This is a genomic window from Streptomyces monashensis, assembly GCF_001866665.1.
GTDB classification, from domain to species: Bacteria; Actinomycetota; Actinomycetes; order Streptomycetales; family Streptomycetaceae; genus Streptomyces; species Streptomyces monashensis.
Genome location: NZ_MLYO01000031.1, coordinates 1 through 22,511 on the forward strand (window position 1 = coordinate 1; position 22,511 = coordinate 22,511).

Here is a 22,511-nt window from a genome sequence, read left to right on the forward strand (position 1 = left end):
TAGCTCAGACACCAGCCGCAAAGTAGCCGGGTGATCACGTGCTCGCCGCTGCGGCGGCCTGCTCGTCATGCTCGCGGAGCATCCGCATGACAGTGGCAGGCGAGGGATGCTGACCCTTCTTCGCGCCGGTGGTGATGACGAGCCGCTTGGCGATGTCACGCAGGCTCATCTCCTGCTCGCGCAGGTGCAGGGCCATGGACAGCATGGAGTCGTCGGTGACGCCCGCGCCGCCGATGGTCTTGCCGCGCTTGCGGGCGGACTCGTGGCCTTCGAGGGTGCGGTCGCGGATGTACTCGCGCTCCATCCCGGACATCGCGGCGAGCACGGTGAACACGATCCCGGACGGATCGTGCGAGCCCTTCAGCTCCCCGGTCAGGAACTCCAGCCCAACGTCGCTCGCCTTCAGCTCCTCAGCGAGCATGGCGAGCTCGATGCCGCGCCCAAGCCGCTTGTGCTCGTGGACGACGAGGGTCACGGCGACGCCGGAGGAGCGGATCTCTCCGGCGAGCTTCACGGCGGCCTCCAGCTCGGGGCGCTTCGTGGCGCGGGTGGAGATCTTCTCCGAGAAGACCCGCGTCACCCCGGCCTCGGCGAGGGAGTCGAGCTGCGCGTCGAGGGACTGTCGGGCGGTCGAGGCGCGGGCGTACCCGAGGCGGACGTGCCCGACCGGTTCGGCGCCGGCGCTCACCGGCCGGGGCAGCTCGGTCCAGACCGATCCCGGTTTCCGTACCGCGGGGGTCGGCACGCTGAGCGTCTTGGCGAGCTGGGGCACGAGGCGAAAGCGGGCGGTGTGGTACTGGATCGCCACCTTGCCCTTGCCGGTCCGGCACGGGGAGCCCGCCGGGACGGCACAGGTGGACATCGGGCAGTCGTGCGATTCCACGCGCTTGAAGTCGTTGCTCACAGCCCCGAAGCGTTTCATGAGGGTGTTTCAGACGTCTAGTCGTTTGCAACAACTCATGAAACATGATCGCCGCAGGTGGACCACCGGGTGGTGCGGTGTTTCACGAGCGACCACCTATGAAACAGGCACGGCCGAGAAGCGGTGCCATCGTGCGGCTGCGGTCGGACGCCGGGGTCCTGCTGGTCGGCGTGCGCGGCCGATCGCCGCTCACGACCCGGGGTGGGTGGTCAGCAGTCGTGTGTGTGCGGTTGTTCGTTCCCTCTGCCGCCAGGTTCCGGGTGGTTCTCCGTGGTGTCGGCGGAAGGCTGCGGCGAATGCGAAGGGCGAGCCGTAGCCGATGGTGTCGGCGATCTGGGCCAGGCTGAGGTCGTCGGCGCGCAGGTGGTCGCGGGCGAGGGTCATGCGCCAGTCGGTCAGGTACTGCACGGGGGCCTGGCCGAGTGCGTCCCGGAACGCCCGCGCGAAGGCGGCGCGGGACAGGCCGCTGATCGCGGCGAGTTCGGGGACCGTCCACGGATGGGCCGCGTTTTCGTGTATGGCTTGCAGCGCGGCGCCCAGCCGCGGGTCGGCGGATGCCCGGTACCAGCGCGGTGCGGTCGGGCTGCGGCGGAAGTCGGCGCGGATGGCCAGGACGAGCAGCAGGTCCAGGAGGCGGTCCAGGACGATCTGCTGGGCGAGTTCGTTGCGGACCAGTTCGCGGGACAGCAACGTGATCACGTCCCGCAGCGGGTCGTCGTCGGCAGCCGAGAGGGTCATGACCTGGGGCAGGGCGTCGAGCAGCCCGGCGCCGACATCGCCGGAGAACTGGTAGGCGCCGCACAGGAACACGGTGGCCTGCGGGTTGTCCCCGGGGCCGATCCGGGCGTGGCGTGCCCGGAACTCCTCCGGCTCCAGGCATTGGGCGCCCGGCTCGTGCCCGATGTAGTGGTCCGGGCCGCCGCGCACCAGCGTGACGGTCCCCGGTATCAGCTCCACGGTGCTGCCGGGGGCGTCGAGCCACAGGTAGCCCCGGCCGCGGACCACCGTGTGCACCGACAGCTGTATTGAGCCGCCCAGCCGCAGGCCCCAGGGCGGTTCGGCGACCGTCCGCGCGAATACGGCGCCGGCGGCGCGCGCCCGCACCAGGTGGTCGGTCAGCAAGTCCATGGGGTCAGCTTGACCAGCCCAAGCATGCAGGGTCAAGGTGCGAGAGCTTCACGTAAAAAGTCGAGCGATTCACGCATTGTTTGTCTTGCTTGGGGCCGTAAGCATGGAGCTATGAACAGTGAAGCCTCCACCACGCTCATCCTGGGCGGCACCGGCCGGACCGGTTCGCTGCTGGCCGGCGCGCTCGCCCGGCGGGGAAGCACCATCCGTACCGCGGCGCGCAGCGGAGCGGACGTCCGGTTCGACTGGGACGACCCGGCCACCCACGCGGCAGCCCTGGCCGACGCCGACCGCCTCTATCTGGTCACGCCCACGATGCGTGTCCGCTACGCCGACCAGGTCGGCGCGTTTCTGGACCTCGCCGAGGCGGCCGGGGTCCGGCACGTCACGTACCTGAGCGTCTACAACGCCGACCAGGCGCCGCCGGAGATCGACATCGCGGCCGTCGAGGCCGATCTGGCTTCCCGCAGCACCATCACGCACTCGGTCCTGCGCGCTTCGTGGGTGATGCAGAACTTCTCCGACGGGCACATCCCGGTGATCGACGGCGTGATCACCGTCCCGAGCGCCGGGAACACGGAAGCCTTCGTCGACGCGGCCGACATCGCGGCGGTCGCGGCCGAGACGCTGCTGGACCCCGAGGCCCACGCCGGCGCCGCTTACTCGCTGACCGGCCCGCAGGCCCTCACCTTCGGTGACGTCGCGGACGCCATTTCCGCCGTGAGCGGCCGTCCCGTCGCCTACCGTGACATTGACCAGGAGGTGTGGATCAATGGCGCGGTCGCCGCGGGCGTCCCCGCCGACTACGCGGTGATGATGCGCTGGCTCACCGGTGCCATCGTCGCCGGCAACGGCTCCACGCCCACGGGCGACATCGAGAAGGTCACCGGCCGGCCGGCCACTGCCTTCCGGGCGTTCACCGAGCGCGATGCCCAGGCGTGGGCCTTGGAGGCGAAGTGAGCAAGACGGTCAGCGACGACACGCCTCTGGTCGGGGCAGGCAGCCCGTTCTTCCGCATCATCAGGGAGGGGCTGGACGGCCTGGTCGACGGGGAAGACTTCTACGACCTGCTGGCCGAGGACGTGGTCTTCGAGTACGTGATCACTGTGCCCGGGTACCCCCGGCGGGTCGAGGGACGCCAGGGGATCATCGACCTGTACCGCGACTACGGTGACTACATCAAGCTGCACGGTGCGGACAACCTCCGCGTACACCGGGACCCCGAGACCTCGGTGGTCGTCCTGGAGTACGAAGTCCACGGCACGTCTGTCCCGACGGGTCGGCCCTACGACAACCGCTTCGTCTCCGTCGTGACCATCCAGGACCGCAAGGTGACGCACTGGCGCGACTACTTGGACCCCCTCGCCGTCTTCGACGCCCAGGGATGGCCACAGGGCGGCCGCCCGTAAGAGCCAGTGACCTCACGGAGAGGCAGCTACGGCGTCGTGCCGCTTGTAGCACTCGCCGTCCTACCTCGAACTTCGAACGGAGCCGCCATGTCCGCCCACACGCAGATCCCACCACAGGAAGCCGCTGATCGCCTGGCCATCCGGGAGCTGGTCGACGCCTACGCGCACTGCGCCGACCGCCGCGACGCGAAGGGCCAGATGGCCCTGTTCACCGAAGACACCCGCTTCCTCGTCTTCATGGACGCCACCGCGGCCGAGCCCACACAGGAACTCCACGGCCGCGACTCCCTCGCCCCGGTGTTCGACAACCTGAACTCCTACCAGGCCACCACCCACTTCAACGGCCAGAGCACCATCGCCCTCGACGGCGACCGGGCCACCGGCGAAAGCTACTGCCTCGCCCACCACATCTCCCGCGAGAACCCCCGCAATGCACGATCATGATCGCTGCCATCCGCTACCTCGACCAGTTCGTCAAGCACGACGGCAACTGGTACTTCGCGGAACGCCGCCTCATGGTCGACTGGACCGAGACGCGCCCCTGCTCTCCATGACCGTCACCGCTCAGCTCGGCGCGTCGGTGAGGTCCTGAAAGTCTTTCATCGTGTCTCAGCGCTCGATCGGGCTCCGGCATTCGCCGGGGCTCGCGGGCGGGGAACGGCGGCCAGCCCCAGGTCGAGACGTTTACTCATGTCGAGACGGAAGGTGCCGTACGGGTTGACGTTCGACCAGAACAGTGCGGTCAGGCCGCGCCGGTCCTCGTCGCTCAGCCTCGATGCCCAGGCCGGTTCCGCCAGAACCTGCTGCACCAGCAGGGTGTTGACGTGCACGAGCGCGGACTGGAGCAGGTGCAGGGCGAGCATCGACGTCTCGGCGTGCTCCTTGTCCGGGCCGGTCAGGGCGCCATCCTTGCCGTAGTGCAGCACAGTGTTCGCGCTGTTCCAGTTCTCCACGACCTGGAGCCCGCCGTGGATCTCGCGGCGCAGGCCGGGGCTGGCCAGGTAGTCGCAGGCGAAGACCGTACGCACGGCGCGGCCGAGTTCTTCGAGGGCCTGGTAAGTCGGGTGCTTGGGGCCGCCGCGGGTGAAGCGCCGCAGCACCTGCTCCGCCTCCGCTGTTCCGAGTCGGAGCGCGGTGGCGTACTTGACCATCTGGTCGTACTGCTGCTCGATCACCTCCCAGCGGATCGGCCGGGTCAGCGAGGCTCCGAGCGCGGGCCAGCCGGGCGGGGCGTCGTCCGGGCGGTACAGGCGGATGCTGCCGATGTTCTTCAGCCGGGGCAGCAGGCGGAAGTTCAGCAGCTCGGTGAAGGCGAACCCGACCACGCTGGCACCGTGCGTGTCGACGTAGTTCGACTCGATCTCGGCGTCAGTGCAGTGCCGCAGCAGGCCCTCGATCATCGCGGCGACCTCGGACGACGAACAGCTCTTGAGCTGGGAGTAGATGCAGACGTTCTTCCGCTCGACGTGCCAGTAGATCATCACGCCGTTGCCGCCGTAGCGGGCGTGGTACTCGGTCATGAAGTTCGAGGACCAGGACCCGAACTTCTTCGAGTCCGACGCGCAGGCGGTGCCTTGCCCCCACCATGCGGCATCCCGGGTGGCGAAGGTGGCGTTCACCAGCCTGGTGACGGCGGCCCGCAGGTTGTCGACGGTGATGAAGTGCCGGCGCACGTGCCGCAGCGCGGCCTCGCTCTCGCCGTGCTCGCCGGTCGCCACGATCGCGCGGATGCCCATGTTCGTGCCCAGCGCGAAGAGGGCCAGCAGCAGGCGCCGCTGGAGGACGTCACGCTCGATGCGCTCGTAGGCGGCCACCGAGGAGAACTCCTCGGTGAAGCCGGTGAGGAAGTCGGCGTTCTTCAGCACGTCCAGGAGGTCCAGGACGCCCCAGCGGCGTGTGACCTCCTCCTTGGGTGCCTGGAGGCCGGTGGGCTCGGGCAGCGGTTCCAGTTTCGGCACGGTGATCCACGGTTCGCCCGGTGATCCACGGTTCGCCCTTGCGGGTGGTGACCTTCACCCCGCCCGCGCTGCCGTCCGCGAGCGCGCCGGAGAGCCGGTCCAGGCCCGCGGTCATGCGCTTCTTCAGGTCCGCGATGAACGCCCTCGGGTTCAGCGGCTGGCGGATCGCGGCGTAGTGCACGGCGCGGGTGGCCTCGAAGTCGCCGGGCAGGTCATCCTCCGGGTTGCGCCAGCGGGCGGCGCCCTCGACGTAGATCTCGCGGCGGCGGACCGCGTCCCGCAGCGCGACCAGGACGCACAGCTCGTACGGGATGCGCTCGACCTTGCCCTTGTCGTCGACAACCGCCTCGCGCCAGTCCTTGCGCACCACGCCGTCCATCGGCACCTCGTCGCCGCCGTCATAGAAGCGGGTCTTGCCGTCGACGTCGGCGTACCTCTTCAGCAGCTTCATCGCGCCCATCACCGGCTGGTAGGCGGTGTTGTTGCACTTGAAGCCCAGGGTATTCAGCAGCGGCGGCAGCATCTGCCGGTAGTACGAGCTGTACGACGACCGGAGCGTGGTACGGACCTTGGCCTTGAACACCTTCTCGTTTGCCTTCGCCTCGGCCACCAGCTCCCGCAGCGTCTTCTCACCCACCACCGGGAAAAGAGCCCGGCGTACGACCTCGTCGGGCTTGTCGACGGCGGCCGCCGCAAGGCGGAAGAGGATGCCCTCCTTGCCGCGAACCTTCTCCAACTCGGCAGTGAGCTGCTTCTCCACCCGCCGCTCCGCACGAGCGTTGATCTTGTGGACCAGAGCGACCAGCAGATCGACCAGGGCGTCGGTGATCTCCGCCTGACGGGACGAGCACAGCGCCGCGAGCAGGGTGATCCGTACGTCCTCCGCCGTGTCGCGGAAGTCCGACGGGTACATCTTGATCGCCCGCGCCCGCCAGGCGGCCACCAACTTCTCCGAGCAGTCCGCGAACAATCCGTCGGGCAGCCCGAGCTTGCGCACGTCGTTCAGCTTGGTGATCTCCGTGAGCAGGGAGTCCAAGCCCACCGCGCCAGGATCGCGCTTGAGCGCGGCCAGCAAGGCGGTCCCCGACTCGTTGTCCTCGGCCACCAGGGACAGCAGCCGAGCCGTGCCCGCCTCGCCCAGTCGGCCGATCGTGCGGGCGCAGAACGTCTTCTCCCACTTGCCCCGCGCCGCGACGAGTACCTTCTCGACCCGGGTCCGGCCCGGCGGCTCGATCTTCCGAGCCCGGCACTCAACCAGCAGGGCCTCACGCTGACGGTCCTCCACCAGCTCGACCGGACAGACCTCCACCGCCAACCACTCGGCCAGCGCCTTCTCGTCCGCGACCGTCGACGGCCGGAACCCCAGGGCCTCACGGATCTGCTTGCGGTGGTACTCGGCGGTCCTGCCGGCCAGCGTGTACTTCGCGAAGCCTGTGGCCGGGACCTTCACCAGATCGGCGACGTACTCCACCGCGGCCGGCGGGACCTCTTCCAGCACATCGGGGAACCGGCCTTCCAGCTCGAGGAACTTCAGCAACAGACTGAAGCCGAGCCGGGTCGCCCCGCTCTTGTTCGCCACCAGGTCCCAGTCGCCGTCCACCAGCGTCCAGTTCGCCAGCAGCTCCTCTGGCGACCACTCTTGCCGCACGCCCGCCCCTTTGGCCTCGATCACTCGATCACTCGATCAGACCAACGACGGTGCCCCGGACAGGGAAACGGGACGCATTTGGCTACCCGCGACCTACTTTGCGGCTGGTGTCTGAGCTAGGACTCCGGGGCCTGATCGCCATGAGCGATCCGATGGGCATGCGCACCGGGCTGCCCCTGACCTGACGGCGGGCGGTCGCCGCGTGACGTCCGCGCCGGCCACGCTCGCCTCCGCGGCCACCGGCACCGCGTTGACGCTGGTCCTCGGTGATCTCACCGGTACGGCGGGGGTCACCCAGCGGGTCACCGTCAGGCTGCGGTGAGCGCGCCTTGCGCGAACCGGCCCAGGGACGCCGTGAACGCGCCGACGAAGGCGTCCCGGGCCTCCTCCGGCAGGGCGTCCAGCGACAGGTACGGGTTGAGGTCCTCCAACTCGACCAGCAGCAGTCCGCCGTCGCGGGTACGGCAGGCGTCCACGCGCTGGATGCCGTGGCCGAGGTCGTTCCAGTCGATGAAGCGCCGGGCGAACTCCAGGTCGGCGGCGGTCGCGGCGTAGGGCTCCAGCGCCCAGCGGCGCTCGGGGTCGGGAGCATACAGGGCGTACTGGAAGTCGTCGTCCACGAAATAGAAGGACACCTCGTGGAGGAAGTCGACGCAGGGCTGGACCAGCACTTCCCCGCCGGCCGACGCGGCGGCCGCGGCGACCTGGCGCGCGGGCACGACCCGCAGGCCGACCGAGTCCGCGCCGAGCTTCGGCTTGACCACGTACCGCTCGGCGGAGGGCAGTCCGTGCAGGTCCTCGGCGCCGCCGACCGTCGGTATCACCGGGAATCCGGCGGCGCTCAGATCGAGCAGATACTGCTTGCCGGCCATGTCCGCCTTGCCGGTGAGCGGGTTGTAGACCCGGGTGCCCGTTTCGATCGCCTGCGCACGAAACGCGTCGTAGGCGCTCTGGTAGCCGAGGACGGGCCCGCTGTTGCGGACGACGACGGCGTCGTAGCCGTCCATCAGCGCGGCCGCGTCCAGCGGGTGACACAGGGCGAGGTCGAAGCGGGCGCGCAGCCGGGAGGTGAGGAAGATGTCCTCGTCGCAGTAGCGGCGCCCGCGGGCCCGGTACGCCAGGTCCGTGACGTAGAGCAGGCGGGGGCGGGCGGCGGGCATGCGGGATCTCCTCGGACGGGCCGGTGCGGTGGAGAAAGGTTACGTCGCCGAGTGGGGGCCCTCCGCGGCGGGGGCGGGTCGGTGTGTGCCGGTGCATGGCCGACCTCGGCCACCGGGCTGGCGGAGTCCCCGGCTCGGCACACAGGAGCAGGAGTTCCTGCGGTGGTGCGGCGGCCGGACGGGGCCGGAGCCGGTGCGGGTCGGATTCGGCGGGGGGGTACGTCGGGTTCGGGCGATGTCGAGGACGGCGTTGAGGCGGCCGGTGACGAGGTGCGCGGTGAGGGCGGCGGCGGTGACCAGGGAGCCGCAGGCGGTGTCGACGAGGGCGGCGCCGTCCTTGAGGAGGGCGAGGCTCCGGGCGTCGAACATGTGCTGGGCCTCGGGAAGTCGGGGGCGTGGATGGTGACCGCCTCCCCGCGGGCGGCCCCTACGAGACCTCGTACGGGAAGGGCCGGCCCGCAGGACATCCTTTCTGCACACACGATCAACGCGAGAGCGTTCGCGCAGGACAATCAAGAAGAACGTCGAATGATCGATGTCTGATCGACTCGATGGAACGGAGTGGAGGAGCGGAGCCGTGCGATGGAGGTCAGGAGGCGTCGGCGGGCGACCGGCCTCCGCAGGAGGAGCGGATGCGCAACTCCGGGAGCAGGTCGAGGTGTTGGCGGGGCCCGGGGTGCCGCTGACCGCTCTGCTCGGCGAGGCGGCGCAGCAGGAGCTTCGCGGCGAGTTCGCCGACCGCGCGGGTGGGCGGGGCGATGGCGGTCAGGGGCACGTCGGCGAGCGCGGCGACCTCGTCCTCGTAGGCGATGAGGGCGAGGTCGCCGGGGACCCGCACACCGTGCGCCTGGAGCCGGGGGACGAGCACGATGGCGTCCTCGTCGCTGTGCACCAGGGCCGCGGTGACGCCGCGTTCGCGCACCGCCCGGACGAGGTAGTCGACGGAGGCTTCGTAGTCGCCGTGTTCGCGCACGCTCGGGGCGCCCTGGTCCACGTCGATCCCGCGCGCGCGTACGGCCGCGTCGAAGCCGGCGCCGATCTGTACGGCGTGCGGGCCCTCCTGGAGCACGGCGGTGATCCGGCGGTGGCCGAGGGCGGCCAGGTGGCCGACGGCGACGGCGGCGCCGTGGGCGCGGTCGGTGCGGACCCGGTCGAGGTCGGCGGCGGGGTTGCCGGGCGGGGCGGAGCGCTCCACCAGGACGGTGGGCACCCCGCTCTCCATCAGCCACTTCTCCTGCCCGTCCTGGGGGACGCCGGCGAACCAGCTGGGCGCCACCAGCAGGCCGCGCGCACCGCCCGCGATCAGGTGTTCCGCCTGCACGCTGTCCTCGGTGTCGACGTAGCCGGAGACGCCGAGGACGAGCCGCCCGCCCCGGGCCGCGACGGCCTCCCGGGCACCGCGCACGATGGCCGCGAAGAGATTGACCGTGGTGGGCACGATCATGCCGATGACGGCACCTTCGAGGGAGTCCGGCCGCGGCGCGGCGGCCGGGGCGGAGGCCTGCTCGCCGGGCCGGACGACCGCGCCGTGCAACCGCCGCACCCGCCCCTGCGCCGCGAGGGTCTCCACGTCGCGGCGCAGCGTGACGGCGGAGACGCCGAGTTCGGCGGCCAGTTCGGCGACGCGGAGGCTGCCCCGCTCCCGGACGAGTTCGAGCACCCGCTCATGGCGCTGGTCGACGTGCAGTCGCATGGGGTTCCCCCTGGAACGGTGATCGCGCGGGTTCTGGTGATCGCAAATCGCATACTCTACGCCCACAACCGTATCGATCGATTCCAATCAATTCGATCGCTCCGATGTTCGGAAGACATCCGCACAGCACACCCGTCGCCCTCATCGTCCCCTCCTCCCTCTCACACAGCACTCAGTTCCCCCGTGGGCCCGCTCATGCTGCACTGAGTGTCATGGCATCCGTCCGGGTGCTACGTTCCCGTTCATGAGCTCCAGCAGCGCGGCACCGGCCGCGAAGCCGCCGATGCGGGAGGCCCTGGTCGCGGCCGCCTTCCGGCTCTTCGTGGAACGCGGGTACGAGCAGACCACCGTCGACGACATCGTGGCCCTGGCCGGGGTCGGCCGGCGTTCGTTCTTCCGCTACTTCCCCTCCAAGGAGGACGTGGTCTTCCCGGACCACGAGCGCTGTCTGGCCGAGATGACCGCATTCCTCGCGGCGGGCGGCGCGGAGCACGAACCGGTGCGGCGGGTGTGCGACGCGGCCCGGCTGGTCCTGCGGATGTACGCCGAGAACCCGGCGTTCTCGGTGCAGCGCTACCGCCTGACCAAGCAGGTGCCGGGCCTGCGCGCCTACGAGCTGTCCGTGGTGTGGCGCTACGAGCGCGCGCTCGCCGAGTATCTGCGCGGACGGTTCGTGGGACTGCCCGACGGCACGCTGCGGGCGGATGTGGTCGCGGCCGCCGTCGTCGCGGCACACAACAACGGGCTGCGCTCCTGGCTGCGGTCGGACGGCGAGGGCGACGCGGGCGCGGCGGTCGACCACGCGCTGGGTCATGTGCAGAAGGTGTTCGGGCGGTCCGCCACGGCCGCGGCCGCCCCGCGCGTCAACCCGGTGCCGATCGGCGCACCGGCAGAGGATCCGGACGACGTGGTGGTACTGGCCTGCCGCCGGGACACCCCGCTGTGGCGGGTGGTGCGGGAGCTGGAAAGGGCGTTCGACCGGACCTGATCCCGCTCGCCATCCGGCAGACAAGGGGTACGCGGTGCCTTTACGAGTGACACTGAGTGCCATACTCTGTCGGCGTGCGCGGCAGCACGGCTCCCGCCCACACGTGTGCCCGGTGCGCGCCGGACACGCAGGATTCCGGCCGAGCGCAGGGAGTTGACCAGCGTGTACCACCACTCAGCAAATGCCTCGTCTCCGACGGCCGGCGCCGCGACAGGCGTCCTCGATCCCGTCTCCGTCTCCGTGCCCGTCTCCGTGGCGGTCGCCGCCCCCGCCCCGGTGGCCGTCTCCGCCTTCGCGGACGCCAAGGACGCCAAGGACAGCAAGGACGCCATCCTCTTCCAGCGCTGCGCCTGGTGCGCCACCGCGATGTACCACCGGCTGCTCTGTCCGGTGTGCCAGGGCAGCGACCTGCGGACGGAGCGCAGCGAGGGCGTCGGCACGGTCCGGCACTCCACCGTGCTGCACCGCAACACGCCCGCCGCGCGCAACGTTTCGCTCATCGAGATGGCCGAGGGGTTCGTGGTCCGGGGCCGCGTCATGGGGCCGCCGGTCGGCATCCACAGCGGTGACCGGGTCCGGCTGTCCACGGCCAAGGACCCGGTGCGGGGCGAGCCGGTGTTCCAGCTGACGGACGAGCCGTACCGGGCCTGGACCTGACGGACCTCACCGCGGCCACACCGGCGGCGCGGCCGCTCGCACTGCCGCACTCCGCCGACGGCCCGCTCATCGGGCCGCTGATCTGCGACGGTTCGCCGTTTGCGACGGTCGCCCGATCCGCCGTGAGTCCCGCGCGCGTGATCGCCCGGCGGGCCGCGGCCGAGGCGGCCGCCGGAGAGCCGGCCGGACAACCGCGGGGTTCCGGACCCTCATTGTCTTGATCGCATCATCCGGTCGATCACTCCTCTTTCACAGGCAACCCACAGTCTCCGCCTTCCGTCCTCCGGAATCGAGGAGCTCCCGGGACGGCCGGGGCTCCCGGGATTCGGGGGTCGAGGAGGAACAGTGGTCCGTGCCCGGCACATATGGGTGACCGCCACCGCGTTGGCCGCGGTGGCGGGGGCATCCCCAGGGGCGGCAGTCGCACAAGGCCAACCACCCTCACACGCGGCGTGGTTGGCGGCCTCTGCCGACGGTGCGCTGCCGCCGGGCTGGCGGATATCCGGGCAGCGGTCACAGCCGCAGCTGGAGTGGCGCTCGGACCGGCCGGTGCCGATGGGTGACGCCCGGGTCGAATTCCGATCGGGCGACCGCCTGTTGGGAGTGCCACGGCCCGGCGCGGACGGACACATCTTCCGGCTGCCGCTGAACGAGCGCCTCGCCGACGAGCTGAGCACGCTGCACGGAGTGCGCGGACGGCAAGGGCTGAGCGGACCGCGGGGACTCCATGTCTGGTCCGGCGGACGGCAGTTGGACGCACCCGCTTCCGGCGGGGCCGCCGCCGCGGTGCAGCCGCCCGCCCCGCTGCCCGCGAACCCGGTCGACCCGGGCAAGCCCGGCACATACCGCACGAGCAGCGGCGCGTACAGCCTCGCCTCCGTCAAGCTGCCCGGCTTCCCGGCACCGGTCGAGATGCGCGGGGTGGTCGTCGCCCCGGTCGGCGCGCCCGGCAAGCGGCCCCTCGCGCTGTTCCTGCACGGCCGCCACTACACCTGCCACCAGGGCAAGCAGATCGGCGGCGACTGGCCCTGCAAGAGCGGCTGGAAGCCGGTGCCGAGCCACCGCGGCTATCTGCGCGACCAGAAGCTGCTGGCGTCGCAGGGCTATGTGACCGTCTCGATCTCCGCCAACGGCATCAACGGCCAGGACTTCGCGGCCGAGGACGGCGGCGCCCAGGCCCGCTCCTCGCTGGTGCGGCTGCACCTGGCCCGCTGGGCCGACTGGGCCGCGCACCCCGCCGCCGCGCCGGCGGTCGTCCGCCGGGCGCCGCGCGCCGATCTGTCGCGGGTGCTGCTCGTCGGCCACTCGCGGGGCGGCGAGGGGGTCAACAGGGCGGCCCTGGACAGCCTTTACCCGCCGCCCGCGGACCAGGACGGCTACCGCGGCCCGGTCCGCTGGACCGTGCGCGGCACGGTCCTGATCGGCCCCACGGTCTTCGGCCAGAACCCGGTGCCCGACGTGCCGTCGACGACGATCCTGCCCGGCTGCGACGGCGACGTCTCCGACCTGCAGGGCGAGGTGTACGTCGACGGGACCCGCGCGGTCAGCAACGGCAGCGCCCTGCACAGCGCCGTGTACGTGATCGGCGCCGACCACAACTTCTTCAACTCCGAGTGGACGCCCGGCCGGTCGGCGGCACCCTCCGAGGACGACTTCTACGACGACCCGGACCACCCGGACGCGGTGTGCGGCAGGCGCGCGGCGACCCGGCTCACCGCCGACCAGCAGCACCGGGCCGGCTCGACGTACATCGCGGCCGCCGCACGGCTGTTCCTGGCCGGCGACGACCGGGTGCGGCCGCTGCTCGACGGCTCCGGCAGGCGGGCCCCGTCGGCGGATCCGGCGCGGGTCCTCAGCCACGCGGTGGGGGCGCGCCGCAGCGCCGGGTTCCTGCCGGACGGCGGGGTGGGCGTGACCGGCGCCCGGCTGTGCGACGCGGTGAACCCGAGTGCCGGCAAGGCCTGTCTCGGTGCGGGCGCGAAGGGTGTCTCGCCGCACTTCGCCCCGTGGGAGACCGGCCGGGAGAGCGGCCGGCGGGCGATCGCGCTGCGCTGGACGCGCGCCGGCGCGCCCGCGCGGGTGAGTGTGCGGCACCCGGTGTCGCTGCAGGGCGCGAAGGCGCTGGCGCTGCGGCTGTTCGTGCCGCCGAACTCCCGGGGCGCGCAGTGGGACGTGTCCCTCACCGACACCACGGGCCGGAAGGTGACGCTGGGCCGGGTGCGTGCGGACGGGCTGCCCGGCAGCGAGCGCACCGCGTCGTACTGGGCGCGTGAGTTCCGGCTGCCGTTGACGGCCGCCGCCCGTGCCGGGTTGCGGCTCGGCTCGGTCAAGTCCATGGAACTTGCGGCGCGTTCGGCGTCCGGGCAGGCCTGGCTGATGGACGCGTGGGGCTGGCAGCCGGGAACGCCGACGGCCCGGGCGGCCGCGCTGCCCCGGGTGGACCTCGGCCGGATGACGGTGGCCGAGGGCGACTCGGGTGTGCGCACCTGCCATGTGCCGGTGCGGGTGACCGGCCACGGCAGCGGGCAGGTCCGGGTGTACGTCCTCGACCCGGTCACCGGGAGGGCGAAGGACCGGCTGGTCACGGTGCGGCCGGGCGGGCACGACATCGACGTACCGGTCGAGGTGAGGGGCAACACGCGCCACGGCACGGACGTTTCGCACGATGTGCTGGTCAAGGCGGTCCACGGCGCGGTCGTCGGCTCCTACCGGGGCGGCGTCACGGTCCACGACGACGACCCGGCGCCCACGATGAGGGTCACGCCGGTCGCCGACCGGGTCATGGAGGGACGGTCCCTGACGTGGCGGCTGTCCCTGTCGGAGGCCGTGGACGTGGACATGAACGCGATGTTCGCCGCGGTGCCGGGCACCGGTCCTGAGCTGTCCACGAAGGACGTCCCGGCGCGCTGGCTGGAGGAGACCTCGGGGGCGAAGCCCGACCCGGAGCGTCCGCTGTCGAAGGCCGGGGTCTCCCTGTGGGCGGACGTCCCGGCGGGGAGGACGAGCGTGGACATCACCGTTCCCACGGTCGGGGACAAGGTGAAGGAGCCGACGGAGTCGGTGCGGTTCCGGCAGGTCGACGTGACGACCGGTGAGCCGGTGCCCGACGGGCTGGTGCTGTCCGGTTCGGTGCTCGACGCGTCGTAGCGGTCCCGTTTCCGGGTGGCCCCCCGCGGTGTCAGTCCGTGAGGGTCACCCGGATCCCGACCGTGCCGTCCAGGCCCCGTCGCAGTCGGCTGCCCAGCAGGGTGAGGCGGCCGAGGATGCCGTACTTGCGGGCGATCAGGTCCCGGTAGCGGGCGGTGGTGGCCCCGTCGGCGAGCACGGCGGTGGCCGGGAAGAGGTCGCCGGTGGGGTTGCCGCGCACATCGCAGGGGCCGACGAGGACGTCCGCGCGGCGCCGGATGCGTTTGACCTTGAAGCTGTCGGCGGCCGTCCACACCCCGAGGGTTTCCCCGTCCCGGACCACCCACACCGGGGTGGCGACCGGAGTGCCGTCCTTGCGATAGCTGGTCACCAGCAGGTACTTGCCGGAGCCGAGCCGGTCCAGGCGTGTGTCGTCCATGCCGGGCAGTCTAGGAGCCCGCTCGCGTGTCGGGCACGGCGGCCGCCATGCGCCGTACCGCCTCGGTGAGGATCTCGGGCGAGGTCGCCAGGTTCAGCCGTACGTGCCCCGCGCCGCCGGTGCCGAAGGGCAGGCCCGAGCTGAGGGCGACGCGGCCGCGGTCCAGGAAGACCTGCGCGGGGTCGTCGCCGAGACCGAGGGCGCGGCAGTCGAGCCAGGCCAGATAGGTGGCCTCGGCGGGATGGAGGCGGATCGCGGGCAGGTGCTCGGCGAGCAGGCCGGCGAGCAGCCGCCGGTTGGTGTCGAGCCCGGTGAGCAGGGTGTCCAGCCAGGCTCTTCCGTCGCGCAGGGCGGCGGTGTGGGCGATGACGCCGAGGTGGCTGGGGCCGTGGCCGACCTCCTCGGGCAGCCGGGCGAGGTCGTCGGCGGCGCCGGGTCCGGCGAGGGCGAGGGCGGCCTTGAGACCGGCGAGGTTCCAGCCCTTGGAGGCCGACATCAGGGACAGTCCGCGCTCGGCGCCGGGCACGCCGAGGTACGGCACGAAGGCGGCGGTGGGGGCGACGAGCGGGGCGTGGATCTCGTCCGCGACGACCCGGACGCCGTACCGTTCGGCGAGGGCGGCGACGGCGGCCAGTTCCGTGGCGGTGTGGACGGTGCCGGTGGGGTTGTGCGGGCTGCACAGCAGGAAGGCGGCCCGGCCGGTGCCGGCGGTCGCCTCCCGGAACCGCTCCTCCAGGGCGGCCGGGTCGAGGCGCTGTCCCGGCCCGAGCGGCGCTTCGACCACCTTGCGGTCCATGTGGCCGATGAACTGGAAGAACGGCGGATAGACCGGCGGATTGACGATCACCGGATCGCCGGGCCCGGTGACCAGTTTGATCATCTCGACCACTCCGAGCATCACGTCGGGGACGATCGCGGTGCGCTCGATCGCGATCCCGTCCCAGCCCCAGCGGTCGGCGGCGAACGCGGCGAGCGCCTCGGCGTAGGCCGTGCCGGCGGGGTAGCCGGTGTCGCCGAGGGCGAGCGCGTCGGTGACGGCGCGGACGACGGGTTCGGCGAGGGAGACGTCCATCTCGGCCACCCAGAGCGGCAGCACGTCCTCGGGGTACGTGCGCCATTTCATGCTCGTACGGCGGCGCAGCCGGTCCAGGCCGAGGGCGCGCAGGGGGTCCGGTCCGCCGTGGGTGTCGCGCGGTGTGCCGCTCATGGGGCTCACGATAGGCGGACGGGGCGACGGCGGGAACGATCCGAAGCGTGCGAAGAGCCGGAATGACGGTGTTCCGCAGTGCGGTGGTGCCGGAGTTCCGGGTGGTGATCAACTCAAGCGTCTAGATTGCGTCATGAACGAGTGACCGCACCGCTCGCCCGGCTTTCCTCAGGCATCCAGGAGCTGACCCACGTGACCGACAACCCGGCAGCCACCGACGGCGTGGCCATGTCGCTGCGCAGCCGTATCAACACCAGTCAGCCGCACACCGCGCGGATCTGGAACTACTGGCTCGGCGGCAAGGACAACTACGAGGTCGACCGCGCGGCCGGTGATCAGATACGCCAACTGCACCCGGGCATCGGGGAGTACGCGCGCGCCGACCGGCTCTTCCTCGGCCGTGCCGTACGCCATCTGGTCGCCGAGACCGGGATCCGGCAGTTCCTGGACATCGGCACCGGGCTGCCGAGCGCCGACAACACGCACGAGGTCGCCCAGCGCATCGCGCCCGAGGCGCGGATCGTGTACGTCGACAACGACCCGCTCGTCCTCGCGCACGCCCGCGCGCTGCTGACGAGCACGCCCGAGGGCCGTACCGACTACCTGGACGAGGACCTGCGCAACGTCGACGCGATCCTCGAACACGCGGCGAGGACACTGGACTTCGGCGAGCCGGTGGCGCTGATGCTGCTGGGCGTGGTCATCTTCATCGGTGACGACGAGGATCCGTACGGCCTGGTACGGCAGTTGACCGACCGGCTGCCGGCGGGCAGCCACCTGGTGCTGTCGCACACCGTCACCAGCCCGTCGATGCCGGACGTGGACGAGGCGGTGAGGTTCTGGAACGAGAACGGGACGCCGAAGCTGACGCAGCGCACCCCCGGGGACGTGGCCCGGTTCTTCGACGGCCTCGAACTGCTGGAGCCGGGTGTGGTGTCCTGCTCGCGCTGGCGCCCGGAGCACGGGCACGGGGCCGAGCCGGAGGAGGTCGCCATGTTCGGCGGGGTGGCGCGGAAGAACTGAGTCGCCGCCATCCGACACCGCTGCCACCGAAGACCTGTTTCGCTGAACGCGGGGGCGCCGGGCCGCGTATGGAGGAGCGGGCCCTCGACGAGCCGGGGGTCTCGCGCTGCCGGCACGGCGGCGCGTGTTCGGGTTCGGCTTCGGGAGCCACGCATGCGGCACGCACGACGACGCATCGTCCGGCGAGTGACACGCCTGGCGGCGGTCGGCGGACTCCTCCTGGGCGGCGTGATGGTCACCCAGGCGGCCATGGCGAGCGAGACACCTCGCGCCGCCACGAGAACGCTGTCCTCCGCCGGCGGCACCGGGGACCCCGGCGCCGCGCTGGTGGCGCGGCTCGGCACGGCCCGTACGGCGGGCAGCTGGATCGGCGCCGACGGGCGGCCGGTGGTGGCGGTGACCGACGACGCGGCGGCGCGGACGGTGCGCGGTGCGGGAGCCGCGGCGAAGGTCGTCGCGCACAGCATGGACCAGCTCAAGTCGGCCACCGCCACACTGCGTTCGGCACCCCGGGTGGCGGGCACCGCGTGGGCGGTGGACTACCGGACCAACCAGGTGCTGGTGAGCGCGGACAGCACGGTGTCGAAGAGCGACTGGTCCCGGATGAGCCACGTGGCCGCCAGGATCGGTGAGTTCGTGCGGATGCGGCGGACGCGGGGCTCCTTCACCACGCGGCTGAACGGTGCCCAGCCGATCCTGTCGACCGGCGGCCGCTGCTCGGCGGGGTTCAACGTGACGAACGGTCAGAGCGACTTCATCCTCACGGCAGGGCACTGCGGACCGGCCGGGTCCACGTGGTTCGCCGACAACCAGGGCGACCGGCAGCTCGGCCAGACGGTGAGCAGCACGTTTCCCGGCAACGACTTCTCGCTCGTGAAGTACGCCTCCGGCAGGGCGGGTGACGGCGCCGGCGTCGTCGCGATCGGCGGCGGCAACGGGGTGCGGATCACGGGGGCCGCCGATGCGACGGTGGGGCAGCGGGTGTTCCGCAGCGGCAGCACCAGCGGTCTGCACGACGGCGCGGTGACCGCGCTGAACGCCACCGTCAACTACCCGGAGGGGACGGTCACCGGGCTCATCCAGACCAATGTGTGCGCCGAACCGGGCGACAGCGGCGGCCCGTTGTTCTCCGACGGCATCGCGCTCGGTGTCACCTCGGGCGGCAGCGGGGACTGCACGGCGGGTGGTACGACGTTCTTCCAGCCGATCACCAAGGCGTTGACGGCGCTGAACGTCAAGCTGATCGTGTCGGCCCAGAACGCCGGCGCCGCACAGGGCGCCGCCTCCTCCCCCGCCCCGTCCGCCCCGTCCGCCCCGTCCGCCGCGGCCACGCAGGCCGCGATCGCCCCGGGCGGCGTGACGCCGGGCTCGGCGGCGCCGGTGGCGGGCGGCCAGAACGAGACGCTGCTGGCGCGGCTGACGGACACCCGGAACGTCGGTCCCGGGCTGCTGGTCATCGCGGGCAGTCTGATCGCGCTCGTCGCGACCCGGTACATCCGGGCCGAGCAGGATCGCAAGGCCTATCAGCGGTACTACTCGGCGACCTGGGGCTGACGGGACACGAGAAGGGCACCCGCGCGGTCACGGGTGCCCAGGATGCCGAGCGTTGTGGCGCGGTCGCCGCGAGGTCGGTCAGGCCGCCCGCTTCGACCGCGGGGTCGCGGCGGCCCACTCCATCACGAGGCGCTGGTACTCCGCGCGCTGCTCGGTGGTCAGTGTCCCGCCCGACCGGCGCCACAGGGCCCTGATCTCCTCGTTGACCTCCGCGGCCGATCGCGCGGAGCGCTCGGTGACGGCTTCAACAGTGGTGGACATGCTGTGAAGCATATGCCGCTCGACGTGAAGACGCCGTGAGCAAGTAGTCTCGATACGGACATTTCAGACCGTGTTACTCATCACGTCGATCTGTCAATGCGCACACGGGAGTTCACACTCTCCCCTCACCCAGCACGAGGACCTGGATCGCCAGAACGGCCGCCCCGCGCGCCCAGTCGTGGAAGTCGGAGACCCTCGTCTCCAGGTCCACCGGTTCGGCGAGCGGATGCCGGTGGGCACGGACGGTCTCGTGGACCGTGACCCCGGCCACATCCATCAGGCCGACCCCCTCTCCGGCGAGCAGAATCTTCTGCGGCAGCGCGAAGTTGGCGATCTGCGCGACCAGGACGCCGAGCGCCCGGGCCGCCTCGCCGACGACCCGGGCGGCCATGGGCTCGCCCGCGGCGGCACCGGCGAGGATGTCCTCGTAACCGACGTCACGGCCGGTCGCGGCGCGGATCTGGTACTCGATGCTGGGGATCGTGAGCAGGGACACGGCGCTGCCGCGGGCGCCGTCCGGGGTGAGCGGGCCGTGCGGGTCGACGATCCAGTACCGGCCGGGGGCGCGGCCCTCCTCCGCGAACGACACGCGCCTGCCGCCGAGGACCAGCCCATAGCCGAGGCCGGCGCCGATGGTCAGCACGGCGAAGCGGTCCAGGCCCCGGCCCGCACCGAACCAGGTCTCGGCCTCGGCCAGGGCGGCGACGTCGTTCTCGACGACGACCGGCAGCCCGGTGCGGTCCCGGACCAGCGCGGCGAGCGGCACGTCCCGCCAGCCGAGGAACGGCGAGTCCGCCACCACCGCACGCTCGCGCACCAGACCGCCCACGCCGATGCCGAGACCGGCCGGGGCCGGCCGCCCCTTCGCGAGGCCGGCGGCCAGCCGCGCGACCGCGTCGGCGACGGCGTCCGGGTCGTGACCGGTCAGCGGCCGGTCCTGACGGGCGACGACCTCGCTGCGCAGGGTGGTGACCACGCCGTAGACCCGGTCGGCGGTGATCTTGAGCCCGAGGAAGGAGCAGGAGTCGGCCACGACGCCGAGCGGCCGGGACGGGCGTCCCTGGCGGGTCTCCCCCCCGCTCTCCGCCTCGGACGTCTCCGCCGCCTCCACCAGCAGCCCCGACTCGATGAGGGGCTTGGTCAGGCGGGTGAGGCTGCCCTGCGAGAGCCCGAGGCGGCGGGCCAGCGCGGTGCGGGACAGCGGCCCGTGCACGAGCACCTCGATCGCCACGGAGCGCTCCGCGGGACTCAGCGGCAGCCAGTCGGTCACGGCACCCCTTTTCTTCCGGCTCAGAAGCAACCAGCTCACCCTACTGCGCGTCGCGTGCGCTGCAGAAGCTTCCTCCCGCCCCTTGACGATACAATTCTTCCGCACCAAAAGTAATCAGCATGACTTTCTCTCTCGGCATCGTCGGCGCCGGACAGTTCTCCGGACAATTCGCCACGCTGTTCCAGGCCCACCCCGGCGTCCGTGACGTGTACGTCACCGACCTGCTGCCCGAGCGGGCCGAGCGGCTCGCCGCCGCGCAGGGGCTCGCCGGCACCTTCCCGTCGTACGAGGCCATGCTGGAGTCGGCGGCGGTCGACGCGGTCGCGATCTTCACCCAGCGCTGGACGCACGGCCCGCTCGCGCTGCAGGGACTCGGCGCCGGCAAGCACGTGTACTGCGCCGTCCCCATGGCGATCACCACACAGGAGATCGGCGCGATCATCGACGCGGTCCGGGCGACCGGGCTGACGTACATGATGGGCGAGACCAGTCACTACCACCCGGCGACCGTGCACGCCCGCGACCAGCTGGCCCAGGGCGCCTTCGGCCGGCTCTTCTACGCCGAGGGCGACTACGTCCACGACATGGACCTCGGCTTCTACGACGCCTACCGGTACAGCGGCGGCGAGAACTGGCGGGCGACGGCCAGCTATCCGCCGCTGCTCTACCCGACGCACGCGGTGGGCGGGGTGCTCGGGGCCTGGCGGACCCATGCGGTGAGCGTGTCGGCGATCGGCGTGCGGGACGATCGCGGGGACGGCGTTTTCGACCGTTCGGTCAGCCAGTTCGACAACGATGTGTCCAACGCGACCGCTCTGTTCGAAGTGGCGGGCGGCGGGTCGTTCCGTACGAACGAGTTCCGGCGGGTCGGCTATCCCTCGCACATCCGCGAGTCCCGGTTCCGGTTCTTCGGCACCGAGGCCAGCATGGAACAGCTGGCGACGGTGGCGCTGTGGCAGGACAAGAAGGGGGTGCGGGACATCAGCGAACTGCTCGAGCCCAAGCAGACACTGGCCCCCGACGACCCCTCACTCGCGCACATCGCACCGGAGTTGCGGGCCGCCTTCACCTCCGGTTCGGCCCCGGTGCACGACCGGTCGAGGCTGCCCAGGGAGTTCGACCGCCTCCACAACGGCCACGAGGGCAGTCATCACTTCCTCGTCGACGACTTCGTCACCGCCGTCACCACCCGCGCACTGCCGACCGTGAACGCGTGGACGGCCGCCCGCTACACCCTGCCGGGCGTCATCGCGCACGAGTCCGCGCGGCAGGGCGGGGTACGGCTGCGGATCCCCGACTTCGGGGACGCGCCCGAGGCGTGACGGCCCGGGCGACGACGGCCCGGGTGCCGCTCGGGTGCGGCCGCTCAGGTACCCGGCTTGCGGCCGTAGACGAAGACGTCGTCGCCCGTCCTCAGCAGCGACCAGTACGTCTGGGCGTCCTTGGTGGTCATGTTGACGCAGCCGTGCGAACCCGGCGGGTTCCACATGCTCAGGCCCACCGAGTGGAAGGCCTGGCCGCCGTCGAAGAACTGGCTGTACGGCATCGGCACGTTGTAGAGGGTCGAGACGTGGTGGAGGTCCCGCCAGTAGACCTTCTTCAGACCGGTGCGGGTGACGTATCCCTTGCGGCCGGTGCGCACGGGCACCGGTCCGTAGACGACCTTCTTCCCGTCCTGGATCCAGCTGAGCTGGAGCGTGAGGTTCACACAGGCGATCCGGCCCTTGTTCACCGGGCACCTGCCGTCCTTGTTCGGGTTGTTCCCCGCGGCCCGCTGCTTGCTGACCAGATCCATCACGCCCCAGGTGACAGGACCGGCGTAGCCGGTGTCGGGCGTGATGCCGTGCGTGTCCTGGAAGGCCTTGATGGCCCTGCAGTCGGCGGCGGACTGCTTGCCGTCGACGGGCCGGCCGAGGAACTTCTCCGCCTGCTTCTGGTACGGCCCCGCCTGCGTGGTGCAGTTCGTGGCCGCCTGGGCCGGTGCGGTGGTGAGGGCCAGCGTGAGCGGCGCCACCAGTCCCGTGACGCCCAGCGCGACGACGCCCCGTCTGCGTATGTCCCCCATGTC

21 protein-coding genes are annotated in these 22,511 nt (G+C 71.5%); 9 read left to right on the forward strand and 12 right to left on the reverse strand.

The window, feature by feature from the left end; genetic code table 11:
- Positions 1-34: 34 nt before the first annotated feature.
- Positions 35-904, reverse strand: a complete 870-nt coding sequence (locus tag BIV23_RS18035; RefSeq protein ID WP_218161869.1) for a recombinase family protein — start codon at positions 902-904, stop codon at positions 35-37.
- Positions 905-1,111: 207 nt separating this feature from the next.
- Positions 1,112-2,050, reverse strand: coding sequence for an AraC family transcriptional regulator (locus BIV23_RS18040; RefSeq protein WP_071381909.1), 939 nt, complete (start codon positions 2,048-2,050; stop codon positions 1,112-1,114).
- 111 nt (positions 2,051-2,161) lie between these two features.
- Between BIV23_RS18040 and BIV23_RS18045 the strand changes: the two genes are divergently transcribed.
- The 3 genes from BIV23_RS18045 to BIV23_RS18055 all read left to right on the forward strand — a co-directional run bounded on the left by BIV23_RS18045 (position 2,162) and on the right by BIV23_RS18055 (position 3,903).
- On the forward strand, positions 2,162-3,010 hold the full coding sequence (locus tag BIV23_RS18045; protein ID WP_071381910.1) for an NmrA family NAD(P)-binding protein: 849 nt from the start codon (positions 2,162-2,164) through the stop codon (positions 3,008-3,010).
- A complete protein-coding gene (locus tag BIV23_RS18050; RefSeq protein WP_071381911.1) occupies positions 3,007-3,459 on the forward strand; it encodes a nuclear transport factor 2 family protein in 453 nt (150 codons plus the stop codon). The genes BIV23_RS18045 and BIV23_RS18050 overlap by 4 nt, the downstream gene beginning before the upstream one ends.
- A gap of 87 nt (positions 3,460-3,546) precedes the next feature.
- Entirely contained in the window at positions 3,547-3,903 is a 357-nt protein-coding gene (locus tag BIV23_RS18055; RefSeq protein ID WP_245790567.1) for a nuclear transport factor 2 family protein, read from the forward strand.
- 155 nt (positions 3,904-4,058) lie between these two features.
- Here BIV23_RS18055 and BIV23_RS51930 read toward each other — a convergent pair whose 3' ends face one another.
- The 5 genes from BIV23_RS51930 to BIV23_RS18075 form a co-directional block, all read right to left on the reverse strand.
- Complete coding sequence (locus tag BIV23_RS51930) at positions 4,059-5,324, reverse strand: Tn3 family transposase (protein ID WP_342746370.1); 1,266 nt, start codon at positions 5,322-5,324, stop codon at positions 4,059-4,061.
- Positions 5,245-7,065: a DUF4158 domain-containing protein gene (locus tag BIV23_RS51120; RefSeq protein ID WP_218161870.1), complete on the reverse strand. Its 1,821-nt coding sequence runs from the start codon at positions 7,063-7,065 to the stop codon at positions 5,245-5,247. The genes BIV23_RS51930 and BIV23_RS51120 overlap by 80 nt, the downstream gene beginning before the upstream one ends.
- A 308-nt stretch (positions 7,066-7,373) precedes the next feature.
- Positions 7,374-8,225 carry an ATP-grasp domain-containing protein gene (locus BIV23_RS18065; protein WP_071381912.1) on the reverse strand — a complete coding sequence of 284 codons (852 nt, stop codon included), beginning with the start codon at positions 8,223-8,225 and terminating at the stop codon, positions 7,374-7,376.
- A 39-nt stretch (positions 8,226-8,264) separates the two neighbouring features.
- Positions 8,265-8,594 carry an NAD(P)-dependent oxidoreductase gene (locus BIV23_RS18070; RefSeq protein ID WP_071381913.1) on the reverse strand — a complete coding sequence of 110 codons (330 nt, stop codon included), beginning with the start codon at positions 8,592-8,594 and terminating at the stop codon, positions 8,265-8,267.
- Positions 8,595-8,814: 220 nt separating this feature from the next.
- Entirely contained in the window at positions 8,815-9,918 is a 1,104-nt protein-coding gene (locus BIV23_RS18075) for a substrate-binding domain-containing protein (RefSeq protein WP_071381914.1), read from the reverse strand.
- A 244-nt stretch (positions 9,919-10,162) separates the two neighbouring features.
- Here BIV23_RS18075 and BIV23_RS18080 point away from each other — a divergent pair, with 244 nt between their 5' ends.
- The 3 genes from BIV23_RS18080 to BIV23_RS18090 all read left to right on the forward strand — a co-directional run bounded on the left by BIV23_RS18080 (position 10,163) and on the right by BIV23_RS18090 (position 14,710).
- Positions 10,163-10,906 (forward strand): TetR family transcriptional regulator, encoded by a 744-nt coding sequence (locus tag BIV23_RS18080; protein WP_071381915.1) that lies wholly within the window; start codon positions 10,163-10,165, stop codon positions 10,904-10,906.
- A 162-nt stretch (positions 10,907-11,068) separates the two neighbouring features.
- Positions 11,069-11,563, forward strand: a complete 495-nt coding sequence (locus BIV23_RS18085) for a Zn-ribbon domain-containing OB-fold protein (protein ID WP_071381916.1) — start codon at positions 11,069-11,071, stop codon at positions 11,561-11,563.
- 345 nt (positions 11,564-11,908) lie between these two features.
- Complete coding sequence (locus BIV23_RS18090) at positions 11,909-14,710, forward strand: hypothetical protein (protein ID WP_071381917.1); 2,802 nt, start codon at positions 11,909-11,911, stop codon at positions 14,708-14,710.
- Positions 14,711-14,741: 31 nt separating this feature from the next.
- On the opposite strand, the gene BIV23_RS18095 is transcribed toward BIV23_RS18090, so the two are convergent.
- Both BIV23_RS18095 and BIV23_RS18100 read right to left on the reverse strand, forming a co-directional pair.
- On the reverse strand, positions 14,742-15,128 hold the full coding sequence (locus tag BIV23_RS18095) for a PPOX class F420-dependent oxidoreductase (protein WP_071381918.1): 387 nt from the start codon (positions 15,126-15,128) through the stop codon (positions 14,742-14,744).
- 10 nt (positions 15,129-15,138) lie between these two features.
- The gene (locus tag BIV23_RS18100; RefSeq protein ID WP_071381919.1) at positions 15,139-16,335 is read right to left on the reverse strand and encodes a MalY/PatB family protein; all 1,197 of its coding nucleotides are present in this window, start codon (positions 16,333-16,335) and stop codon (positions 15,139-15,141) included.
- Between the two features lie 192 nt (positions 16,336-16,527).
- Between BIV23_RS18100 and BIV23_RS18105 the strand changes: the two genes are divergently transcribed.
- Both BIV23_RS18105 and BIV23_RS18110 read left to right on the forward strand, forming a co-directional pair.
- Positions 16,528-17,358 (forward strand): SAM-dependent methyltransferase, encoded by an 831-nt coding sequence (locus tag BIV23_RS18105; RefSeq protein WP_071382055.1) that lies wholly within the window; start codon positions 16,528-16,530, stop codon positions 17,356-17,358.
- A 153-nt stretch (positions 17,359-17,511) separates the two neighbouring features.
- Complete coding sequence (locus tag BIV23_RS18110) at positions 17,512-18,912, forward strand: S1 family peptidase (RefSeq protein WP_071381920.1); 1,401 nt, start codon at positions 17,512-17,514, stop codon at positions 18,910-18,912.
- A 78-nt stretch (positions 18,913-18,990) separates the two neighbouring features.
- Here the strand turns inward: BIV23_RS18110 and BIV23_RS18115 are convergent, their stop codons facing one another.
- Positions 18,991-19,185: a hypothetical protein gene (locus BIV23_RS18115; protein ID WP_071381921.1), complete on the reverse strand. Its 195-nt coding sequence runs from the start codon at positions 19,183-19,185 to the stop codon at positions 18,991-18,993.
- Between the two features lie 100 nt (positions 19,186-19,285).
- Positions 19,286-20,443 (reverse strand): ROK family transcriptional regulator, encoded by a 1,158-nt coding sequence (locus tag BIV23_RS18120; protein ID WP_107471200.1) that lies wholly within the window; start codon positions 20,441-20,443, stop codon positions 19,286-19,288.
- 119 nt (positions 20,444-20,562) lie between these two features.
- Between BIV23_RS18120 and BIV23_RS18125 the strand changes: the two genes are divergently transcribed.
- Positions 20,563-21,765 carry a Gfo/Idh/MocA family protein gene (locus BIV23_RS18125; protein WP_071381922.1) on the forward strand — a complete coding sequence of 401 codons (1,203 nt, stop codon included), beginning with the start codon at positions 20,563-20,565 and terminating at the stop codon, positions 21,763-21,765.
- A gap of 44 nt (positions 21,766-21,809) precedes the next feature.
- On the opposite strand, the gene BIV23_RS18130 is transcribed toward BIV23_RS18125, so the two are convergent.
- Positions 21,810-22,508: a L,D-transpeptidase family protein gene (locus tag BIV23_RS18130; protein ID WP_071381923.1), complete on the reverse strand. Its 699-nt coding sequence runs from the start codon at positions 22,506-22,508 to the stop codon at positions 21,810-21,812.
- Positions 22,509-22,511: the final 3 nt, after the last annotated feature.

Excerpts from the sequence above, each read along its gene's own strand:
- BIV23_RS18040 (WP_071381909.1), bottom strand. The coding sequence starts at position 2,050 with ATGGACTTGCTGACCGACCACCTGGTGCGGGCGCGCGCCGCCGGCGCC.
- BIV23_RS18045 (WP_071381910.1), top strand. The coding sequence starts at position 2,162 with ATGAACAGTGAAGCCTCCACCACGCTCATCCTGGGCGGCACCGGCCGG.
- BIV23_RS18055 (WP_245790567.1), top strand. The coding sequence starts at position 3,547 with ATGTCCGCCCACACGCAGATCCCACCACAGGAAGCCGCTGATCGCCTG.
- BIV23_RS18065 (WP_071381912.1), bottom strand. The coding sequence starts at position 8,225 with ATGCCCGCCGCCCGCCCCCGCCTGCTCTACGTCACGGACCTGGCGTAC.
- BIV23_RS18070 (WP_071381913.1), bottom strand. The coding sequence starts at position 8,594 with ATGTTCGACGCCCGGAGCCTCGCCCTCCTCAAGGACGGCGCCGCCCTC.
- BIV23_RS18075 (WP_071381914.1), bottom strand. The coding sequence starts at position 9,918 with ATGCGACTGCACGTCGACCAGCGCCATGAGCGGGTGCTCGAACTCGTC.
- BIV23_RS18080 (WP_071381915.1), top strand. The coding sequence starts at position 10,163 with ATGAGCTCCAGCAGCGCGGCACCGGCCGCGAAGCCGCCGATGCGGGAG.
- BIV23_RS18095 (WP_071381918.1), bottom strand. The coding sequence starts at position 15,128 with ATGGACGACACACGCCTGGACCGGCTCGGCTCCGGCAAGTACCTGCTG.
- BIV23_RS18100 (WP_071381919.1), bottom strand. The coding sequence starts at position 16,335 with ATGAGCGGCACACCGCGCGACACCCACGGCGGACCGGACCCCCTGCGC.
- BIV23_RS18110 (WP_071381920.1), top strand. The coding sequence starts at position 17,512 with ATGCGGCACGCACGACGACGCATCGTCCGGCGAGTGACACGCCTGGCG.
- BIV23_RS18115 (WP_071381921.1), bottom strand. The coding sequence starts at position 19,185 with ATGCTTCACAGCATGTCCACCACTGTTGAAGCCGTCACCGAGCGCTCC.
- BIV23_RS18125 (WP_071381922.1), top strand. The coding sequence starts at position 20,563 with ATGACTTTCTCTCTCGGCATCGTCGGCGCCGGACAGTTCTCCGGACAA.
- BIV23_RS18130 (WP_071381923.1), bottom strand. The coding sequence starts at position 22,508 with ATGGGGGACATACGCAGACGGGGCGTCGTCGCGCTGGGCGTCACGGGA.